Here is an 18500-nt window from a genome sequence, read left to right as displayed (position 1 = left end):
TAAAATTAATATGAAACAGAAATTTTTGAATTCACTTATTATACTTACAGCGGCTACTATATGGCTTTCATCCTGCTCTTCCAAAGGAAATACAGAAGCAGCTCCGATTGAAGTAACGAAAACTGAAGAAGCAGATATTGTGGGCTTGTCGGAAGACCAGTTTAAAACAGTCGACATTCAGTATGGTGTTGTAGAAGAAAAAAAACTCAGCAGCGTTATCAAGGCTACAGGAGTACTGGATGTTCCTCCGCAACAGCTATTAACGGTTTCTTCTCCCTATGGAGGCACATTAAAAAATACCGATTTGCTGCAGGGGAAGCCCGTGGTAAAGGGTGAAGTTATCGCCGTACTCGAGAATCCTGAATTTATCCAGCTTCAGCAGGATTATCTGGATTATAAAAGTCAGTTGATTTACCTGAAAGAAGAATTAGAAAGACAACAAGAGTTGGCAAAAGAAAATGTAAATGCAAAAAAAACCTTGCAAAAAGCCAGCAGCGAGTATAACAGTATGACGGCAAGAGTACAGGGATTAAAATCAAAACTAGGGCTTATCAATATCAATCCTGAGAAAATCAACCCGGAAAACATTTCAGGCAGGGCAAATATTTATGCTCCTATATCGGGCTATGTTACTAAAGTATTGGTGAATATAGGGAAGTTTGTAAACGCTAACCAGGAACTATTTGAAATTGTAGATACCCGTCACCTTCATGCAGAACTGATCATTTTTGAAAAGGATGTTCCGAAATTAAAGATTGGTCAGAAAATTCGTTTTTTATTGAATAATGAAACAAAGGAGCGGTTTGCAGATGTGCATTTAATTGGTCGTGAAATCAGCGCTGAAAGAACGGTTAGGGTTCATGGACATCTGTCTCAGGAAGATAATAACCTGTTGCCAGGGATGTATTTAAAGGGAATTGTAGAAACAGGTATTGCTACCACTACTGCGCTGCCTGATAAAGCTATCGTTCAATCAGCAGGGAAATCTTACATTTTTATAGTAGCAAATGAAAAGAATAGTGAAAAGAAACCTGCCGATGGGAAAAATGAAGTCGCTACAGAAAAGCATATTCTGTTTAAAAGAATTGAAGTGACGACTGGCGTTTCAGAAAATGGTTATACCGAAGTGATTTTACCAGGAGGGTTTAACAGGAAAATTAGCGTGGTGATTAACGGAGCTTATGATTTATTGTCGAAGATGAATAATGTAGAGGAAGAAGAATAAAAATAGGATGGGTCGGAGCCCTGCTTTGTTTGCCTCATTTATGAAAATGGGAAACCTTGAGCGGCAGGGCTCCTCTACCCAAACATTTTAAAAATACACCGATGGATATCCCAGTAATAAGTTTATCCGCTACCATGGATATTAATTTAAAACAGATGATAGGTGATAGAAATCTGCCGGCTGAAGAAAATCCAAATACCTATTATGTTATGTAAATATTGAAAAAATGGATGTTCGATTCGAATTAATAATTGTTGGGAAACTCATCGTTTCGTTTCTGTTGGGTACTTTTATTGGCTTTGACAGAGAGAAACACGCCCGCAATGCCGGTATAAGAACCTATGCCGCTGTTTGTATCGGAGCTACTTTATTTACTGCTGTTGCGGCTCATCTTGTAGGTGATGCTGCTGCTATCTCCCGGGTAATAGCCAATATTGTTACAGGTGTAGGCTTTCTTGGAGCTGGTATTATTTATCGGAACGACAGTGCCGGAACATCTCATGGACTTACAACAGCAGCCACGGTTTGGTGTACTGCCGCAGTTGGTGTGGCAGTAGGCCTCAGTATGTTTATCATTGCTATTGTTGGAACAGTTACCTTATATTTATTGCTTTCACTGCATCACCAGAAATGGTATGTAAAATGGAAAAATAAAATGATAAACAGGCATAACGAAAAACACAACACTGATTAATTGGTTAAAATAAAATTGTATAATAGGAGTATTGTAACATGTATAGTATAATAACAGGTACCATATTATTAGGGATTACTCATGCTCTTATTCCCAATCACTGGTTGCCATTGGTTGCTATTGCAAGGTCGGAGAAATGGGAAAAGTATGAATTGATACTGGTGGCATCTATTTCTGCCTCTGCGCATGTGATGGGTACTGTTATTCTTGGGATAGCTTTGGGAATGGTGGGCTCAAAGCTGGCGTATCACTTTGAAGGATATGTGCATGTAATTGCTCCAGTATTATTGATCATATTCGGTTTGATATATTTTACAGTTAATCTGCCGCATCATCATACTGCAAATAATGACGTGCCGCACTACAAAAAGTCAAAAACTAAATGGGTGTTGATTTTTGCGACCACTATGTTTTTATCTCCTTGCCTGGAAGTAGAAAGTCTTTTTCTGACAGCTGGTGCTTATGGCTTGAATGGTATCTTATTGATCGCTTTAGTATATGCAGTAATCAGCATCACCGGGATTATCACTCTTGTAATACTTGCATTTAAAGGAGTTCAAATGATGAATTCACAATTTATTGAGCATAATGAAAAACGAATTACAGGTATAGTTTTAATTATAGTAGGTATTGTTACATTTTTTTTACACTAAATAAGATAGTATGACACATAAACATGATGAAACAAAAATTGCTGCACATGGCCATGGATCCGCTAAGGATGAAAACGAATCGGGTTGGAAAAATCATTGGGATCTATTATTGGCATTAGCAATATTAATCATTCTGCTTGTATTGGAATATGGGTTCAAAATTGAGTTCTCTAAGATTCCCTCATTGATCATAAACCTGGGAGCTTATTTATTGGCAGGTCGTAAAGTACTGGACCTTGCTTTCAGAAAGTCAAAGCGGGGAGATATTTTCAATGAATTTGTGTTGATGAGTGTTGCCACTATCGGTGCATTTGTGATTGGAGAATATGAAGAAGGCGTGGCTGTGATGGTTTTTTACCAAATCGGCGAATGGTTCCAGGATGCGGCTGTAAATAATGCCAAAAGAAGTATTAAAGCCCTGCTTGACGTAAGACCCGATGAAGTAACAGTTTCAAGAAATGGTACGCTTCTTGTTGTTGACCCTTCTATTATTGAGTTAAACGAAACCATCTTAGTAAAACCAGGTGAAAAAGTAGCATTAGATGGTGAACTGATTTCAGAAAATGCTTCATTTAATACAGCAGCTTTAACAGGGGAAAGTAAACCAGATGCAAAATATAAGGGAGAAACTATTCTTGCGGGAATGATTAATCTGCATACAGTAGCAGAAATCAAAGTGAAAGCGCTGTTTAAAGATAGTAAACTGAGTAAGATTTTAGAAATGGTTCAAGATGCTACTGCAAGAAAATCACAGACACAACTATTTATTTCCAGGTTCGCCAAAATCTACACACCAATCGTTTTCTTTCTTGCTGTTGTAGTTTGTTTTGTCCCTTACTTTTTTGTGGAAGATTATAATTTTCAAACATGGTTTTACCGAGCACTGGTATTCTTGGTAATCAGTTGTCCATGTGCATTGGTGGTATCCATTCCACTAGGGTATTTTGGTGGCATAGGTCTTGCCTCACGTAATGGTATTTTATTTAAGGGAGGAAACTTTCTTGATGTAATGACAAAGGTTAATGCTGTGGTTATGGATAAAACCGGCACATTGACAAAAGGAGTTTTTAAAGTACAACAAGTCGTTTCGGTCAACATAGATGAAAAGGAGTTGGTAAAGCTTACGGCTGCGGTGGAGAAGAATTCAACTCATCCTATAGCCAAAGCCGTAACGGAGTATGCCGGTGAAACTGTCAATGGTATCAATGCAGATACAGTAGAAGAAATCGCAGGTTATGGCTTAAAGGGAAAAGTAGGTGGAAGGGACTTGCTTGCAGGTAATGCAAAACTGTTGAAGAAATACAACATATCCTACCCAACAGAAATAGAAACCATTGTTGACACAATCGTTGTTGTTGCAATAAATAATCAATATGCAGGTTTTATAACTATTGCCGATGAAATAAAAGACGATGCTGCCCAGGCTGTCAAAGACATGCACAGCCTTAATATTAAAACAGTAATGCTTTCAGGCGATAAGCAATCTGTAGTAGATGAGGTCGCAAGGAAGATTGGTATAGATGAGGCTTATGGTGATTTACTACCAGAGGGTAAGGTTGAGAAAGTACAGAGGCTAAAAGATGAAGGGCGACATATCGCTTTTGTTGGTGATGGTGTTAATGATGCACCTGTGGTTGCATTGGCGGATGCTGGAATAGCAATGGGAGGGTTAGGGAGCGATGCCACAATTGAAACAGCAGATGTAGTCATTCAAAACGATCAGCCCCAGAAGATAGTTTCAGCTATTAAAATTGGAAAGATAACCCGGAGCATTGTTTGGCAAAACATCATCTTAGCTATGACAGTAAAAGTGTTTGTATTGATTTTGGGCGCAGGCGGTGTAGCTACTCTATGGGAAGCAGTAATTGCGGACGTAGGTGTTGCTTTATTAGCGATATTGAATGCGGTTAGGATTCAAAGAATAAAGGTTTAAAAAAAAATGTTATAAGATGTATTTCATTATTTAAGCATTTGCTTAAATAATGATTCTTGCTATCTTTGATGAATGGACAATAATACTTGTATCAGGCTCTTTGCCGATCATGAGCAAATAAAGAGTTGCAAAAACAAGTTAAGAACTGCACAAGAGTCTTTTGCAAGCTTGTCTAACATATTAGCCTTGGCAGGTAACGAAGTAAGGCTCAAGATTGTTTATTTATTGGAAGAAGAAAAGGAATTGTGTCCTTGTGATCTTTCTGATATTTTAGGAATTAGTATTCCGGCAGTATCACAACATCTGCGAAAACTGAAGGATGGAAATATTGTTGAAACCCGTAAGGAAGGGCAAACAATTTATTATTCACTTACACAGGAAAATCTAAAGATTTTAAAGCCCTTCTTTAAACATATTAAGGTACAAACTCAAAAACTGGAAACGGTATGATAAGTGCAAAATCATCAGGAACATTTACGGGCGCAGGTGTTCTTGCTGCCATAGCTGCTTCACTTTGTTGTATGACGCCTATTATTGCATTACTTGCCGGTAGCAGCAGTATTGTCGCTAACTTTTCATGGATAGAACCGGCAAGGCCGTATTTAGTAGGTTTATCAATTGCTGTATTGGCATTTGCATGGTATTTTAAATTAAAACCAGCTAAGACAAACGTTGTGGATTGCAATTGCGCAACAACTAAGAAGCCTTCATTCCTTCAGACTAAAACATTTTTAGCTATCGTAACTGTATTTGCTATTTTGATGATGACTCTTCCGCTATATGCAAAAATGTTTTATCCAAAACAAAAAGTACAGGCAACAGCTCCTGCAGTATTTGATCATCAACAACAGGTAAAGTTTATCATACAAGGTATGACTTGCAAGGCATGTGAGGAACATGTAAATAGTGAACTGTCTAAAGTAAATGGCGTATTAGCTTATAAAACCTCTTATGCCACCAGAAGCAGCCTAGTCAGTTTTGATAAATCAAAAATTGATGAGAAAACAATAGAAGCAGCCATTAATAGAACAGGGTATAAAGTAAAAAGCTATCAATTTACCCGGTAGTGGTAAATCTTGTTTCGATCAAAACTAAGAAAATATGGAAAATACATTAACACTGCAATCCAGTATCACTTGCCCAAATTGTGGTTTTCAGAAAGTGGAAACAATGCCGACGGATGCTTGTCAATATTTTTATCAATGTACAAACTGCCAAACTGTATTAAAGCCGCAGCAGGGAGATTGTTGTGTATTTTGTAGTTATGGCACTGTCGCTTGTCCACCTATACAAATGAATAAATCTTGTTGTAAGTAAATAGGTTTTTAAAAGTAAAAGTGGAAAATCCAGTCAAATTGACCCCCTAATACCATTGTAAAGTGACCCCTGTTCGCCAGAGCAAACTGACCCCCTTTCGCCATTTTAAATTGACCCCCTAGATATTGGTATAAGAATTAGTTGTTTTCGTAGGAAAAAATCGGGAGGTTCTTGATTCATCAAGTGCTTTCCATACATGTCTAACAAAACAATTGAGATGTTTACAATACGCCAGATTCTCCGTCTTTATGCTTCAGGGAAGGGAACAAAGTCAATTAGTCAATCAACAGGGATTGCTCGTAATACTATTAAAAAGTATCTGTATCGCTATGTTTTATCGGAGAAAACAATAGAGCAGATTGAAGCGATGAGCGATGCTCAGATGTCTCGGTTGTTTTTAATTAAAGAGCCTATTGTGGTATTTAATAGGCGACAAGCGGATTTAGAACCACTTCTTCCATTACTCGCAAGTATGCTTAGGAAACGTGGTGTAACAAAGGGTAAGGTTTATGAGTTTTATTTAACCCAGTGTACAGATGGATATAAGAGTTCATCCTTTTTGGATAAGCTTAATAAGTATATGCAGCAAGGTAAGCCCTCTTTAAAAATGGTACATAAAGCAGGCGATAAAATGTTTGTAGATTTTACTGGACAGAAATTACACTTGGTGGATGCGCAAACGGGTGAGATAAGTGAACTGGAAGTTTTTGTAGCTATCCTGGGTTGCAGTCAACTCACTTTTGTAATGGCAGTACACTCCCAATGCAAAGAAGATTTTATTTTATGCTGTGAACGTGCCCTTCATTTTTATGGAGGTGTTCCCCAGGCTATTGTGCCAGATAATTTAAAGTCGGCAGTTACCAAAGCCAGTAAGTATGAGGCACAACTCAATGAAACCTTCGCTGCTTTTGCAGAACATTACCATACGTTTGGATATCCAACTCGTACTTATAAACCTAAAGACAAAGCGTTGGTAGAAGCTATAGCAGGATGCAACAGTTTATAGAACTAGAGAAGCAAACGTTGCAACCGCTAAATCCATATTTATTTGAGCCGATGACTTCGCAGCTATCAACTGTAAACAAGTATGGACATGTGTTGCTTAGTGTTGATAAACGATATTACAGCGTACCCTACAAGTTAATAGGTAAGCGGTTGAAAATAAAGTACAGCACTACAAAGTTGTCGGTGTATGATGAAAACGAAGTGGTAGCCGTTCATGATAGATATATCGGCAAAGGACTCAAGTATATTACTATCCAAGACCATCTTGCCACCCAGCATAAGTATGCAGCTGATTGGAATCCCCAGAAATTTATGTCAACTGCTAGCGCCATCGGGGAAAGTGTAGCAGCTTACATAGCCAAGATATTAGCTCGTGAAATTTATCCAGAACAAAGTTATAAATCTTGTTCTGGCGTATTAAACTTTGCCAAACGAGTAGGTAATACTAGGCTCGTTAATGCGTGTAAACGAGCAGATAGTTATGGTATCTATAACTATGGTATTATAGACCAGATACTACGAACAAAAGCAGACACGATTCCAATGGAAGATGAGATACTGAATACAGATATGCCATCACACGAAAATGTACGTGGTGCAGAATACTACGAATAAAGCTTTTATCACTAAATTTTAAACCAACATTAATGAACAAAGACACCTTAAAGAAAATGGGCGATATGCGCCTGCTTGGAATGCAAACCGCTTTTAAAACTTTTGTAGAGCTTCCACCTCCAGTTAGCTTTACCAATGATGAGATGGCACAGTACTTAGTACAAAATGAATGGGACGATCGTAAACATCGTTCCCTACAGAGAAATATTAAAACAGCTAAGTTCCGCTATATGGCAGATGTAGACGGTATTGACTTTAGTAATAAACGAGAACTGGATAAAAATCAAATAGATCGCTTGCTTACTTGCGAGTTTATAAAAAAGGGACAAGATGTATTTATTACTGGTAGTACCGGTACAGGCAAGAGTTATCTGGCATCCGCCATTGGGCGCCAAGCCTGTTTGTTTGGGTTTAAAGTTTACTACACCAATACCGCCAAATTACTATCCATCTTAAAAATGGCCAAAGCCGATGGCTCGCACCTCAGAGAGCTTACTCGTATAGAAAAACAAGACCTGTTAATACTAGATGATTTTGGAATCCAAGCTTTTGATGCTAGCGGTAGAGCATTATTGATGGATATTGTAGAAGACCGACATAGTAAACGAAGTACTATCATTGCATCGCAGGTTCCAGTGAAAAACTGGTACGATGTGATTGGAGAACAAACTGTAGCCGATGCTATACTTGACAGACTGGTTCATCAATCAGTACGTGTAGAGTTAAAGGGGGAATCTTTACGCAAATTAAAAAAAGAAAGCAGCACTGCAGAAACCGAGAAAAATATTTAATCAAAATAGACAAAATAAATCCTACGTTTGAAAAACAATTACAACTAGTTCTTTACCATTTTTTTAGGCCTCAATCAATCCATTATTGGAAAGAGTTTCTTAGGGGGTCACATTGCTTTGGCGAATGGGGATCAAGTTGTCTGGTATTTACACATTCTAGACAAAAAGTACTAATTCTGGGATGAAGAAGTTTAGTTAAATACCTAGCAATCCTACAATTTTTGTACCTCTATTGTACCTTATAAAACTCAAAAACCCCTACAATTCAATATTGATAGGGGTTTCAAGTTTTTATGTGGTGCCCAGAACAGGAATCGAACCTGCACTACCTTGCGATAACCAGATTTTGAGTCTAGCGCGTCTACCAGTTCCGCCATCTGGGCTTCAAATCGGAGTGCAATATTAGCCTAACCCAATTGATTTTCCAAAATATTCTATTTCAATCCTAATAGAATTCGGTCGAGGTACTTTTTTTTATAATAGTAGTCCTTTATTTGCAACAGCTCTTTTTCGGTAACAGTATCGTGCGAATAATTCGCCAGATGGGGTGCAATAGCTTCATGTATTTCATCTTGTAGGTTTTTAGCCGCTGTTTGTAGAGTGTTTACAGCGTCAGTATCTGTTTTGTCTAGCTCCATCACCTGCTCGTTCAAGTCCATCACTTCCATTAAAAAATCGGGTGGGAGGTTGTATTTTTCTTCTTCCTGTATCATCCCCTTCAATCCCAATACATATTTGATTAATAAATCGGGGTTTTGCAGGGTTTTATGGGCTTCATTGATAGTGGCGGAGATTTCCAAGGCTTCTTCCTGTTCGCTGGCTGTGCCGCCCCCATTAAAGTCGGGGTGATACTGACGGCTCAGCTCGTAGAACTTTTTTTTCAGGGCCGCTGCGTTGATGGTAAAGCCAGGTGTAATCCCGTATAATTCAAAATAATTCATGCGCAAATTTACAGCTTTCTAAAATGATAAATATCATGTGTGGGTTGGGTGGGCTGTTGTACTTTCGTTGAAATATTTTGTACGATGCTTGTGATTGGATTAATCAAAGAAGGGAAAATTCCTGCGGATAACCGGGTGGCGCTTACACCTTCGCAGTGTAAATGGCTTATTAAGAATGTGCCCGATGTGCAAGTGAAAGTGGAGCATTCTCCCAATCGTTGTTATACCGATCAAGAATATGCTCAGGCTGGGGTAGAGCTTACCCATGATTTGTCCGATTGTAATTTATTACTGGGCATTAAAGAAGTGCCCGTTGCTCAATTGATTCCCAATAAGCGTTATATGTTTTTCTCTCATACCAAGAAGCTGCAGCCTTACAACCGTGGGCTCATGCAGGCCATGGTGCAGAAAAATATTACCCTGATCGATTATGAATGCCTGGAACACAAAGACGGTCAGCGCATCATTGGTTTTGGTTTTTTTGCCGGAATAGTGGGCGCACATAACGGCATCATGGCGTATGGCAATCGTACCGGTGCTTTTTCTTTAGAAAGAGTCCATAAAATCAAAGATTATCGCGCATTGATTCATACCTATTTTGGATTAAAATTACCGCCCATTAAAATTGCCGTTACAGGGAGTGGGAGAGTGGCCCATGGTATTCTCGAAATCATGAACCTGTTAGACGTACAGGAAGTGGAGCCCGATGAATACCTGAGCAAAGAATTTGATTATCCTGTTTATGTGCACTTGAAAGGCAGCCATCTCTATCAACACAAAACCACCCAACAATACAATCGCGATCATTTTCACGAGCATCCCGAAGAGTACAATTGTTTGTTCCTGCCTTATTGCGCGCATACCGATGTGCTCATGAATGGTATTTACTGGGGTAACAATGTTCCGCGTTTATTTGAAATGGACGATTTAAAACGCCCTGATTTTCGCATCCAAACCATTGCCGATATCACCGATGACAAGCATGGTTCTGTGCCTTGTAATTTAGGGGATGCCACTATTGATGATCCTGTGTATGGAGTGAATGTACAAACTGGTGAAAAAACGGTTCCGTATATAGATGGTTCCATTGATATCATGGCGGTGGGAAATTTGCCCAATGAATTGCCCCGTGATGCGAGCCGTTATTTTGGGGAGCAACTCATCAAATATATCCTTGACGATATTCGCAAGGGCGGTAGCAATACCATTTCGAATGCCACCATTTTAGAGAATGGGCAACTCACCGAGCCTTTTCATTATTTAAAAGACTATGCAGCTTTAGATTAACGCAGCTTGTTCATGCCCTATTTCAGCAAAGCCTTGATCTCATTGAGTTTCATTAAGGCTTCTACTGGTGTTAGCTGATTGATATCAATCGCATTCAGTTTCTCGCGGATGCTTTCAAAAGTTTCCGTATGCGCATCAAAAATGCTTAATTGCACTTTGGGTACAGCCGCATTTTGCACGGCTTCACTCACTGCATTTTTGCCGCCTTGATTTCCTGCTTCCTCTCGCACATGGGCTTTTTCTAATTGCTCCATGATGGCATTGGCTCGCTTTATCAAAGGGGCTGGCATACCCGCCATCTTGGCTACCTGTATACCAAAACTATGTGTGCTTCCACCGGCCGCCATTTTGCGCAAGAAAATAATTTTATTGTTGAGCTCTTTGTGCGTGATATGGTAGTTCTTTACGCGGGGCAAATGTTCTTCCAGCTCGTTTAACTCATGGTAGTGTGTTGCAAATAAAGTCTTTGGAGCTTCTTGGCTATTGTGTATGAATTCCACCATACTCCAGGCAATAGAGATACCATCATAGGTAGCAGTGCCTCTTCCAATTTCATCCAACAAAATCAAACTGCGTTCGCTCATATTGTTGATGATACTAGCGGTCTCATTCATTTCTACCATGAAAGTCGATTCGCCCCCACTTAAATTATCGGATGCGCCTACGCGGGTAAATATTTTATCAGTTAGGGGGATCAAAGCTTCTGTGGCTGGCACAAAGGATCCCATATGCGCCATCAGGGTAATGATGGCGGTCTGTCTTAAGAGCGCACTCTTACCACTCATATTCGGACCCGTTAAAATAATGATCTGTTGCCCCTGATTGTCTAGCACAATATCATTGGCAATATAGGGTTGATCGGCCGGTAATTTTTGTTCTATTACTGGATGCCTACCTTCTTGTATGTTCAACTCCAAACCCTTGTGTATCGTGGGTTTTCGGTAATTGTATAATAAGGCATTCTCGGCAAAGCAGGCCAAACAATCCAAGATCGCAATGGCTTGTCCATTGATTTGTATGGGTTCAATAAAAGCTTGTAAGTCTTGTATCAATTGAGCATATAAGCTTTGCTCTATCGCAAGGATACGGTCTTCGGCCCCCATGATTTTTTCTTCATAGGTTTTGAGTTCCGGCGTAATGTATCGCTCTGCATTGGTCAACGTTTGCTTGCGTATCCAATCGGATGGCACTTTGTTTTTGTGCACATTGGTTACTTCTAAATAATAACCAAATACATTGTTGAAGCTGATTTTTAAAGAGCTGATCCCCGTTCTTTCTGCTTCTCTTTCTTGTATGCTTACCAGGTATTCTTTTCCTCCATTGGCAATGGCCCTTAGTTCGTCCAACTCTTGGTGTACACCTGCTGCAATAACGCCTCCCTTCGAAATCAAGACGGCTGGGTTTTCCTGTATCTCTCTGTTGATGCGCTCTTGCATGGTTTCGCAGGGATTCAATTGCGCAGACAATTGTTGTAAATAATGGTTAGATGCAGTGGCTAATAGTTGTTTAATAGCAGCGGTCTCTGCCAATCCTTTGGCTAGCTGCAACACTTCCCGTGGGCCTATTTTTTGTAAAGCAATTTTGCTGACCAGCCGTTCTAGATCCCCACAAGCTTTCATGGCCGTTAACAAGGGTTGGCGTGTATCAGGATTCAAAATCAGCCATTCCACAGCGTCCAATCTTTGTTGTATGGATGCTTCCTGTTTTAGCGGAAATACCATCCAGCGTTTCAACAATCTACCTCCCATGGGGCTTACTGTATGATCCAATACATCCAACAAAGAATGATGTCCCTCTGCATGCGTCGGCAACAATTCTAAGTTGCGTATGGTAAAACGATCCATCCATAAAAAATCTTCCCGCTCTATACGTTGCAATCGCGTGATATGTTGCAGGTTGGGATGTTCGGTATCTTTTAAATAATGCAGGATGGCACTGGCCGCAATAATGGCTTCAGGCATGTCGTCCATCCCAAATCCCTTTAGGGAATGGGTATTAAAATGTTTGAGCAAGGATTCTTCTGCAAAGCCTTGTTCAAAAATCCATCGTTCTAAAGTGTAGGTATAAAACTTAGTGCCGTATTGCTCTTTGAATTTTTTTAAATAGCCGCGATCAAAAATCACTTCTGCTGGTTGCAGACTCTGTAAAAGCTTGTCTATATATTCTTCATTGCCGGCAGCGCCAAAAAATTCTCCGGTACTAATATCGAGTAAGGCAATGCCTGTTTTCTTATCGGCATAATGCACGGCGGCTAAAAAATTATTGCTGTTGTTCTCGAGTAATTTATCGCTGGTGGCAATGCCCGGTGTTACCATTTCGGTTACCCCTCTTTTGACTATGCCTTTGACAGTCTTGGGATCTTCTAACTGATCGCATACGGCTACCCGATGGCCTGCTTTTACCAGTTTGTGCAAATAGGTTTCCAAAGAGTGGTGCGGAAACCCGGCCAGTTCGCTGGATGCCGCAGCCCCGTTGTTTCTGCGCGTTAGGGTAATGCCCAATACTTTGGACGCAATAATGGCGTCTTCACCAAAAGTTTCATAAAAATCGCCCACCCTAAATAACAAAACAGCATCGGGATATTTTTGCTTAATCGCCCGATGCTGTTGCATCAATGGGGTATCGTTGCCTGCTTTTGCCATGGCAACAAATATAATGATACCCGTAGTATTTTGTTTGCCCTATCTTCTCATAGCGGGTCTGGCTGCTGGCAATGGTTTTCTAGGTAGTTTGGCATCGCGCTGAGCCGTATGATATACAAAGCTTGCAACGATGGTTGCCATTTGTTTTAGATCGTCTTCTATCAAATGGTCATAGACATCCATATTGCTATGGTGGGTGCGGGTATCGTATTCAATAGGGTCCTGAATAAACTGGAATCCAGGCAAGCCAACTCCATCAAATGACTGGTGATCGGTTCCGCCCGTATTGTTGATGGTTAGGGTTCCTGCTCCTAAATCTTTGAAGGGGGTTAACCAAGCTTTGAAAATATCGCGGCAAGCTTCGTTGCCCTGTAAATAAATCCCTCTGATTTTTCCGGTACCATTGTCAATATTGAAATAGCCAGATAACTTCTCATGTTCGGGTAATAATTTCATATCTGCTGGATCGGCAAATGTCTTTTTTACATAGCCTCTGGAGCCCCATAAACCCTGTTCTTCTGCACTCCATAAACCAATGCGTATGGTGCGCTTAGTAGAAATATTCAAGGCTTTTAAAATGCGCATCACTTCCATCATTACCGCTGATCCTGATGCATTATCGGTAGCACCAGTTCCTGCCTGCCAGGAATCCAAGTGGGCACCAATCATGACGATTTCATTTTTTAATACGGGGTCAGTGCCTGGAATTTCTCCTATTACATTATAGCCCTGTAAATCCTTGGTATAGAATTTTGTTTTTACCTCTACATCTAATTTTACCGGTGTCCCAGTTTTGGCAATGCGCAACAAACTATTGAAGTCTTCAATTCCTATGGCAATGTCTAAAAAGTTTTCTGGGGCTGTGCCTTGGTATGCACCACCACCTTGTGCAAACACAGTGCCATCATGGCTTCTAGTGCCTCCGCTGCTCAATAATGCCACTGCACCTTCTGCCTTGGCCATATCTTTTAAAATAGCTATTGTACGGGCAGAGGCGCTACCTCCGCGTTGTGCCGCCATGGCTTGCATTTGTCTGCGTTGTGCGGCTGTATCTACGGGTCTTGCGGGTGCAATTGTTGCTGCTTCCATTTTTGCCAATTCTTCATCGGTAAAGCGAACCGCATCCGCTTTAAAGGAATGCTTGTAAGTGGTTAGCTGATCCAGCATCAATACTTTGCCCTTTAGTTGTCCTGTATATTTCAATAAATCGGCTGTGTCTCTGGCACTAATTACCAATACTTCGGCAGACTGCAATTTTTTATTGCCAGCAGTCCAGGTCTTGGGATAAATCATAATCGGCTTGTAATAAGGAGCGGTCATGGCCATATAGGATTTCTCCAGTTCCCAGCCTTTTCCAAATTCGCCCCAGGCATCCAGTTCCGCTTTTTCTACACCCCATCCTTTCAGGGTATTGATGGCATAATTGGCTGCGCGATTATAACCGGGTGAATTGGCCAGTCTTGGGCCACTCATATCGGTGAGGTTAAAAACAATGTCCATTACTTTGGAATTCTCTAATCCTTCTTTGCGGATGCGATTAATGACCGCTTGATCTACTGGCTCTGTTTGGGCCATGGCCATAATTGGGCTGGCCAATGCGAGTAGCAATGAGTGTTTGATGAATTTTCTCATATTGGTTTAGGGTTGTGTTACTGAATGGGTTCTGCTTCTGTTTAATTTGAAAAGGTTAATGTAGTTTTTTTCTGCAACAAATCGCCCAGGATTTTATGAGTGGATGAGTAGTACCTTTGCCCCATGCGCAAATGGTCAATGCAAGAATTAGGGCGTAAATCCATCGAAGATTTTAAGCGATCCGAGAAAACGCCCCTGGTAGTGGTGCTCGATAATATTCGCAGTATGCACAATGTAGGCTCGGTATTTCGTTCGGCCGATGCTTTTTTAATTGAGAAAATGGTACTATGCGGGTATACACCGCGTCCACCTCATAGGGATATTCATAAAACAGCACTGGGGGCCACGGAAACCGTTGCCTGGGAATATGCGGAATCCACCGTAGACGCTGTGCAATCCCTTCAGGCGAATGGCTATAAAGTATACGCTGTTGAACAGGCTGAGGGGGCTGTGTTCCTTCACGAGTTTAATCCTGGGAATGAAAATATTGCAATTGTGATGGGCAATGAAGTGGAAGGAGTTTCCGATGAAGTTTTGGATATCTGCGATGGTTGTATTGAAATTCCGCAGCTGGGCTCCAAGCATTCGCTGAACATTTCTGTGGCGGCAGGCATTATATTATGGGCGCTCACGGAGCGAACAGTTTTTAAAAAGATTTGATTTGAAGCCAATAAAGAATTACCTCAGTCTCGTTAAATTTTCGCATACCATTTTTGCGATGCCTTTTGCCTTGATTGGTTTTTTTCTGGCGATACCACAAGCTTCGGTTACGGGGCGCTATGTTCAAGTAGTTCCTGGTACAATGGCAGGATTATTGTCGCCCATATTGTTACAGAAACTAGTCTTGGTGCTGGTTTGTATGGTTACGGCCCGCAATGCAGCCATGGCGTTTAATCGTTATCTCGATCGTCATTTTGATGCATTGAATCCACGCACGGCCATTCGCGAAATACCAGCGGGTATTTTGTCTGCGGAATCTGCCTTTCGTTTTGTGATTGGGAACAGTATCGTTTTTGTTATTGCCACTTGGTTTATTAATCCCCTTTGTTTTTATCTCTCTTTTGTGGCTTTGTTTGTGGTCTTGTTTTACAGCTATACTAAGCGTTTCACGGCTTTGTGTCATTTGGTGTTAGGGGTGGGATTATCACTGGCGCCTATTGGGGCTTATCTCGCGGTTACGGGCAGCTTTGCTTTGCTGCCGCTGCTGTTTTCTTTTGCTGTGATTTTCTGGGTAAGTGGTTTCGATATCATTTATGCATTGCAGGATGCGGATTTTGACAAAGCGAATCAATTGAATTCCATTCCTGCGGCGCTGGGTAAAAAGAATGCCTTGTTGGTGTCTCGTATATTGCATGTATGCAGTGCCGCCTGTGTTACCATGGCTGGCGTATATGGGGAATTTCATTGGTTGTATTTTATTGGATACGGTGTTTTTATTGGCTTATTAATTAATCAACATCGCTTGGTGAAGCCACACGACTTAAGCAAAGTCAACCTGGCTTTCATGACCAATAACGGCATTGCTTCTGTGGTATTTGCTATCTTCGTGATTGCAGCCTTGTTCTTCCAATATGGTTGGTAGTGGTTTGAATGATTCGGCGGTTCTAATCAACCTGTACTAAAAAAATAAAATGGCTAGAATTCTTTGTATTGATTATGGTGGAAAGCGCACGGGGATTGCCGTTACCGATCCTTTACAAATTATTGCTACGGCTTTAACCACGATTCCTACGAAGGAATTGATTCCATTTTTACAAAACTATATCGCTACCGAACGCGTTGAATTAATACTAATAGGAGAGCCACTGAATTTAGATGATAGCCCTACGCATGCTACCCCTTTGGTGAAGCAAGCCATCAAACTTTTAACAAAAACTTTTCCCACGATTCCTGTGCAAACCGTTGATGAACGCTATAGCTCCAAAATGGCCGTGAGAGCCATGGTAGACATGGGTATGAAGAAAAAAGATCGCCGCGAAAAAGGCAATATTGATCAAATTGCTGCTACCATTTTATTGCAGGAATACCTGCAAAACCGTTAATGGTTGGCTGAAGCTTTGTGGGTTCGGGCTTTAGGGGTACTTTTGCAGCTATCTAATTTAAATTTTTCTATGATTCTTCCTATTGTAGCGTATGGTGCGCCGGTGTTGCGAAAAATAGCTCAACCCATTTCAGCCGATTATCCCGAATTGTCTAAATTAATTGAAGACATGTGGGAAACCATGTATTCCAGTAACGGGGTGGGATTGGCCGCGCCGCAGATCAATCGCGATATTCGTTTGTTTGTGGTGGATAGTGAGCAAATTTTCGAAAACCTGGAAGAAGACGAAAAAGGCAAATACAATGACGCTCCTGGTATTAAAAAAGTTTTCATTAATGCACAAGTGGAAGCCATTCATGGCGAAGAGTGGGCATACAATGAAGGTTGTTTAAGTATCCCTAAAATCCGCGAAGACATTATGCGCGGTGAATCTGTTACCATGACTTATTACGACGAAAACTTCAAACAATTTCGTTCTACCTTTTCTGGTATTACAGCCCGAGTAATACTGCATGAATACGATCATATTGAAGGAAAATTATTCATCGATTACCTGAAGCCTCTGCGCAAGAAAATGTTGCAGAGCAAGCTGAACGATATCAGCAAGGGTAAGATCAAAGTAGATTACAAAATGAGTTTTGCCAAATGAGGCTAGTTTCATTGACTCAATTGAGCTCTTTGAGACAAATGATGTCTTGTAGGTGGAGTAATCATTGTGGTTTAACAGCTTTGTTGTGCTGCCTGGTTTTCTTGATTTCATTGAAGCGTGCACATGCACAAGACAGCACGATGATTATCGACGAAAAGCGATTTACCTTATCGGAAGTAGTGGTGCGCAATAACCTCGACTATAAAATGTTATTGGATCGCATAAAGGCCGACACCAGTTTTTACAAGGCTTTCAAAACCTTACGCATATTGGGTTTTAGCAGTTACAACAATATCCAGATGATGGATAAGAAAGGGAAAGTAGTGGCTTCCATGCAAAGCAAAACCCGTCAGAACCACGATGGCAAATGCCGCACCATGGATGTGCTGGAAGAAACCATTACCGGTGATTTTTACGATAGTGATGGCGACTACAATTATACCACACCAGAACTTTATGCCAGTTTGTTTTTTACTAAGGGTACCATTTGCGGTGAAACCAATATTGTAGGAGGACAGCGCAAGGGCAAAGGAGGGAAGAAGGGAATTGAAAAACACAAAGAGCAATTGAAAATGTTGTTCTTTAATCCGGGCAAGAAAATTTCGGGGATCCCTTTTATTGGCGACAAGCTGGACTTATACGATGAATCTGCACATAAGTACTATCAATACCGCCTGGATATTGAAGAATACAAGGGCGAACTTTGTTATGTATTTTCCATTACACCCAAAGACGATTTGGGTTTTTTAAAGAATGACCGCATTGTGGTAGATCAGATGGTTACCTGGTTCAATATGAAAACCATGAACGTAATGGGGCGAAATTATTCTCTCAGTTATAAAGCGGGTGTGTATGATTTTGATGTAAGCATGGAAGTAGAAATGGTGAACCTGGGCAACGATATCATTGTGCCTAAAACCCTGCGCTACAAAGGCAATTGGGACGTAATCTTCAAGAAAAGAGAGCGGGCAATTTTTACTGCCACGCTTTTCGACTTTAAGCGTATGTATTAAATTTCAAACTTCTTTATAGCGTCATCACCTGGCGCAAATGGCAATAAACAAACAAGCACCCC

The 18500-nt window shown here is 40.7% G+C and carries 19 protein-coding genes and 1 tRNA gene; 16 read left to right on the top strand and 4 right to left on the bottom strand.

Translation table 11 applies throughout. The features are described from left to right. Nucleotides 1-10: 10 nt before the first annotated feature. The 10 genes from TEGAF0_RS04230 to istB all read left to right on the top strand — a co-directional run bounded on the left by TEGAF0_RS04230 (nt 11) and on the right by istB (nt 8233). Nucleotides 11-1225 carry an efflux RND transporter periplasmic adaptor subunit gene (locus TEGAF0_RS04230; RefSeq protein WP_264900328.1) on the top strand — a complete coding sequence of 405 codons (1215 nt, stop codon included), beginning with the start codon at nt 11-13 and terminating at the stop codon, nt 1223-1225. Between the two features lie 226 nt (nt 1226-1451). Further along, nucleotides 1452-1919: an MgtC/SapB family protein gene (locus tag TEGAF0_RS04225; RefSeq protein ID WP_264900327.1), complete on the top strand. Its 468-nt coding sequence runs from the start codon at nt 1452-1454 to the stop codon at nt 1917-1919. A gap of 38 nt (nt 1920-1957) precedes the next feature. Next, on the top strand, nt 1958-2572 hold the full coding sequence (locus TEGAF0_RS04220) for a hypothetical protein (protein ID WP_026751864.1): 615 nt from the start codon (nt 1958-1960) through the stop codon (nt 2570-2572). A 10-nt stretch (nt 2573-2582) separates the two neighbouring features. Continuing rightward, nucleotides 2583-4505: a heavy metal translocating P-type ATPase gene (locus tag TEGAF0_RS04215; RefSeq protein WP_264900325.1), complete on the top strand. Its 1923-nt coding sequence runs from the start codon at nt 2583-2585 to the stop codon at nt 4503-4505. Nucleotides 4506-4577: 72 nt separating this feature from the next. After that, the gene (locus TEGAF0_RS04210) at nt 4578-4955 is read left to right on the top strand and encodes an ArsR/SmtB family transcription factor (protein WP_264900323.1); all 378 of its coding nucleotides are present in this window, start codon (nt 4578-4580) and stop codon (nt 4953-4955) included. Then, nucleotides 4952-5572 (top strand): mercuric transport protein MerTP, encoded by a 621-nt coding sequence (merTP, locus tag TEGAF0_RS04205; RefSeq protein ID WP_264900321.1) that lies wholly within the window; start codon nt 4952-4954, stop codon nt 5570-5572. The genes TEGAF0_RS04210 and merTP overlap by 4 nt, the downstream gene beginning before the upstream one ends. Nucleotides 5573-5606: 34 nt before the next feature. Beyond that, on the top strand, nt 5607-5822 hold the full coding sequence (locus tag TEGAF0_RS13580; protein WP_272501742.1) for a GDCCVxC domain-containing (seleno)protein: 216 nt from the start codon (nt 5607-5609) through the stop codon (nt 5820-5822). 217 nt (nt 5823-6039) lie between these two features. Further along, nucleotides 6040-6828 carry an IS21 family transposase gene (gene istA, locus TEGAF0_RS04200; protein ID WP_264900319.1) on the top strand — a complete coding sequence of 263 codons (789 nt, stop codon included), beginning with the start codon at nt 6040-6042 and terminating at the stop codon, nt 6826-6828. Next, nucleotides 6813-7442, top strand: coding sequence for a Mu transposase domain-containing protein (locus TEGAF0_RS04195; protein ID WP_458574897.1), 630 nt, complete (start codon nt 6813-6815; stop codon nt 7440-7442). Before istA ends, TEGAF0_RS04195 begins: the two co-directional genes overlap by 16 nt. Before the next feature lie 32 nt (nt 7443-7474). After that, entirely contained in the window at nt 7475-8233 is a 759-nt protein-coding gene (gene istB, locus TEGAF0_RS04190; protein ID WP_264900316.1) for an IS21-like element helper ATPase IstB, read from the top strand. A gap of 296 nt (nt 8234-8529) precedes the next feature. Here the strand turns inward: istB and TEGAF0_RS04185 are convergent. Both TEGAF0_RS04185 and hscB read right to left on the bottom strand, forming a co-directional pair. After that, nucleotides 8530-8616 (bottom strand) — tRNA-Leu (locus TEGAF0_RS04185). A gap of 51 nt (nt 8617-8667) precedes the next feature. Continuing rightward, nucleotides 8668-9174 (bottom strand): Fe-S protein assembly co-chaperone HscB, encoded by a 507-nt coding sequence (gene hscB, locus TEGAF0_RS04180; RefSeq protein WP_264900315.1) that lies wholly within the window; start codon nt 9172-9174, stop codon nt 8668-8670. Nucleotides 9175-9258: 84 nt separating this feature from the next. On the opposite strand from hscB, the gene TEGAF0_RS04175 reads away from it, so the two are divergent. Continuing rightward, the gene (locus TEGAF0_RS04175) at nt 9259-10461 is read left to right on the top strand and encodes an NAD(P)-dependent oxidoreductase (RefSeq protein WP_264900313.1); all 1203 of its coding nucleotides are present in this window, start codon (nt 9259-9261) and stop codon (nt 10459-10461) included. A 17-nt stretch (nt 10462-10478) separates the two neighbouring features. On the opposite strand, the gene mutS is transcribed toward TEGAF0_RS04175, so the two are convergent. After that, nucleotides 10479-13103, bottom strand: coding sequence for a DNA mismatch repair protein MutS (gene mutS, locus TEGAF0_RS04170; RefSeq protein WP_264900311.1), 2625 nt, complete (start codon nt 13101-13103; stop codon nt 10479-10481). A gap of 39 nt (nt 13104-13142) precedes the next feature. Next, nucleotides 13143-14735: a M20/M25/M40 family metallo-hydrolase gene (locus TEGAF0_RS04165; RefSeq protein ID WP_264900310.1), complete on the bottom strand. Its 1593-nt coding sequence runs from the start codon at nt 14733-14735 to the stop codon at nt 13143-13145. A 123-nt stretch (nt 14736-14858) separates the two neighbouring features. On the opposite strand from TEGAF0_RS04165, the gene TEGAF0_RS04160 reads away from it, so the two are divergent. The 5 genes from TEGAF0_RS04160 to TEGAF0_RS04140 all read left to right on the top strand — a co-directional run bounded on the left by TEGAF0_RS04160 (nt 14859) and on the right by TEGAF0_RS04140 (nt 18438). Next, nucleotides 14859-15395 (top strand): RNA methyltransferase, encoded by a 537-nt coding sequence (locus tag TEGAF0_RS04160; RefSeq protein ID WP_264900309.1) that lies wholly within the window; start codon nt 14859-14861, stop codon nt 15393-15395. A 1-nt stretch (nt 15396) separates the two neighbouring features. Beyond that, nucleotides 15397-16317, top strand: a complete 921-nt coding sequence (locus TEGAF0_RS04155) for a UbiA-like polyprenyltransferase (protein ID WP_264900308.1) — start codon at nt 15397-15399, stop codon at nt 16315-16317. 49 nt (nt 16318-16366) lie between these two features. Beyond that, nucleotides 16367-16777, top strand: a complete 411-nt coding sequence (gene ruvX, locus TEGAF0_RS04150) for a Holliday junction resolvase RuvX (protein ID WP_264900306.1) — start codon at nt 16367-16369, stop codon at nt 16775-16777. Nucleotides 16778-16846: 69 nt separating this feature from the next. After that, entirely contained in the window at nt 16847-17425 is a 579-nt protein-coding gene (gene def, locus TEGAF0_RS04145; protein WP_026763331.1) for a peptide deformylase, read from the top strand. After that, complete coding sequence (locus tag TEGAF0_RS04140; protein WP_264900305.1) at nt 17422-18438, top strand: hypothetical protein; 1017 nt, start codon at nt 17422-17424, stop codon at nt 18436-18438. The genes def and TEGAF0_RS04140 overlap by 4 nt, the downstream gene beginning before the upstream one ends. The last annotated feature ends 62 nt before the right edge of the window (nt 18439-18500 follow it).

Source organism: Sediminibacterium sp. TEGAF015 (assembly GCF_025997995.1).
In the GTDB taxonomy this organism is placed as follows: Bacteria; Bacteroidota; Bacteroidia; order Chitinophagales; family Chitinophagaceae; genus Sediminibacterium.
This window is presented reverse-complemented; position numbering and strand designations above follow the sequence as displayed.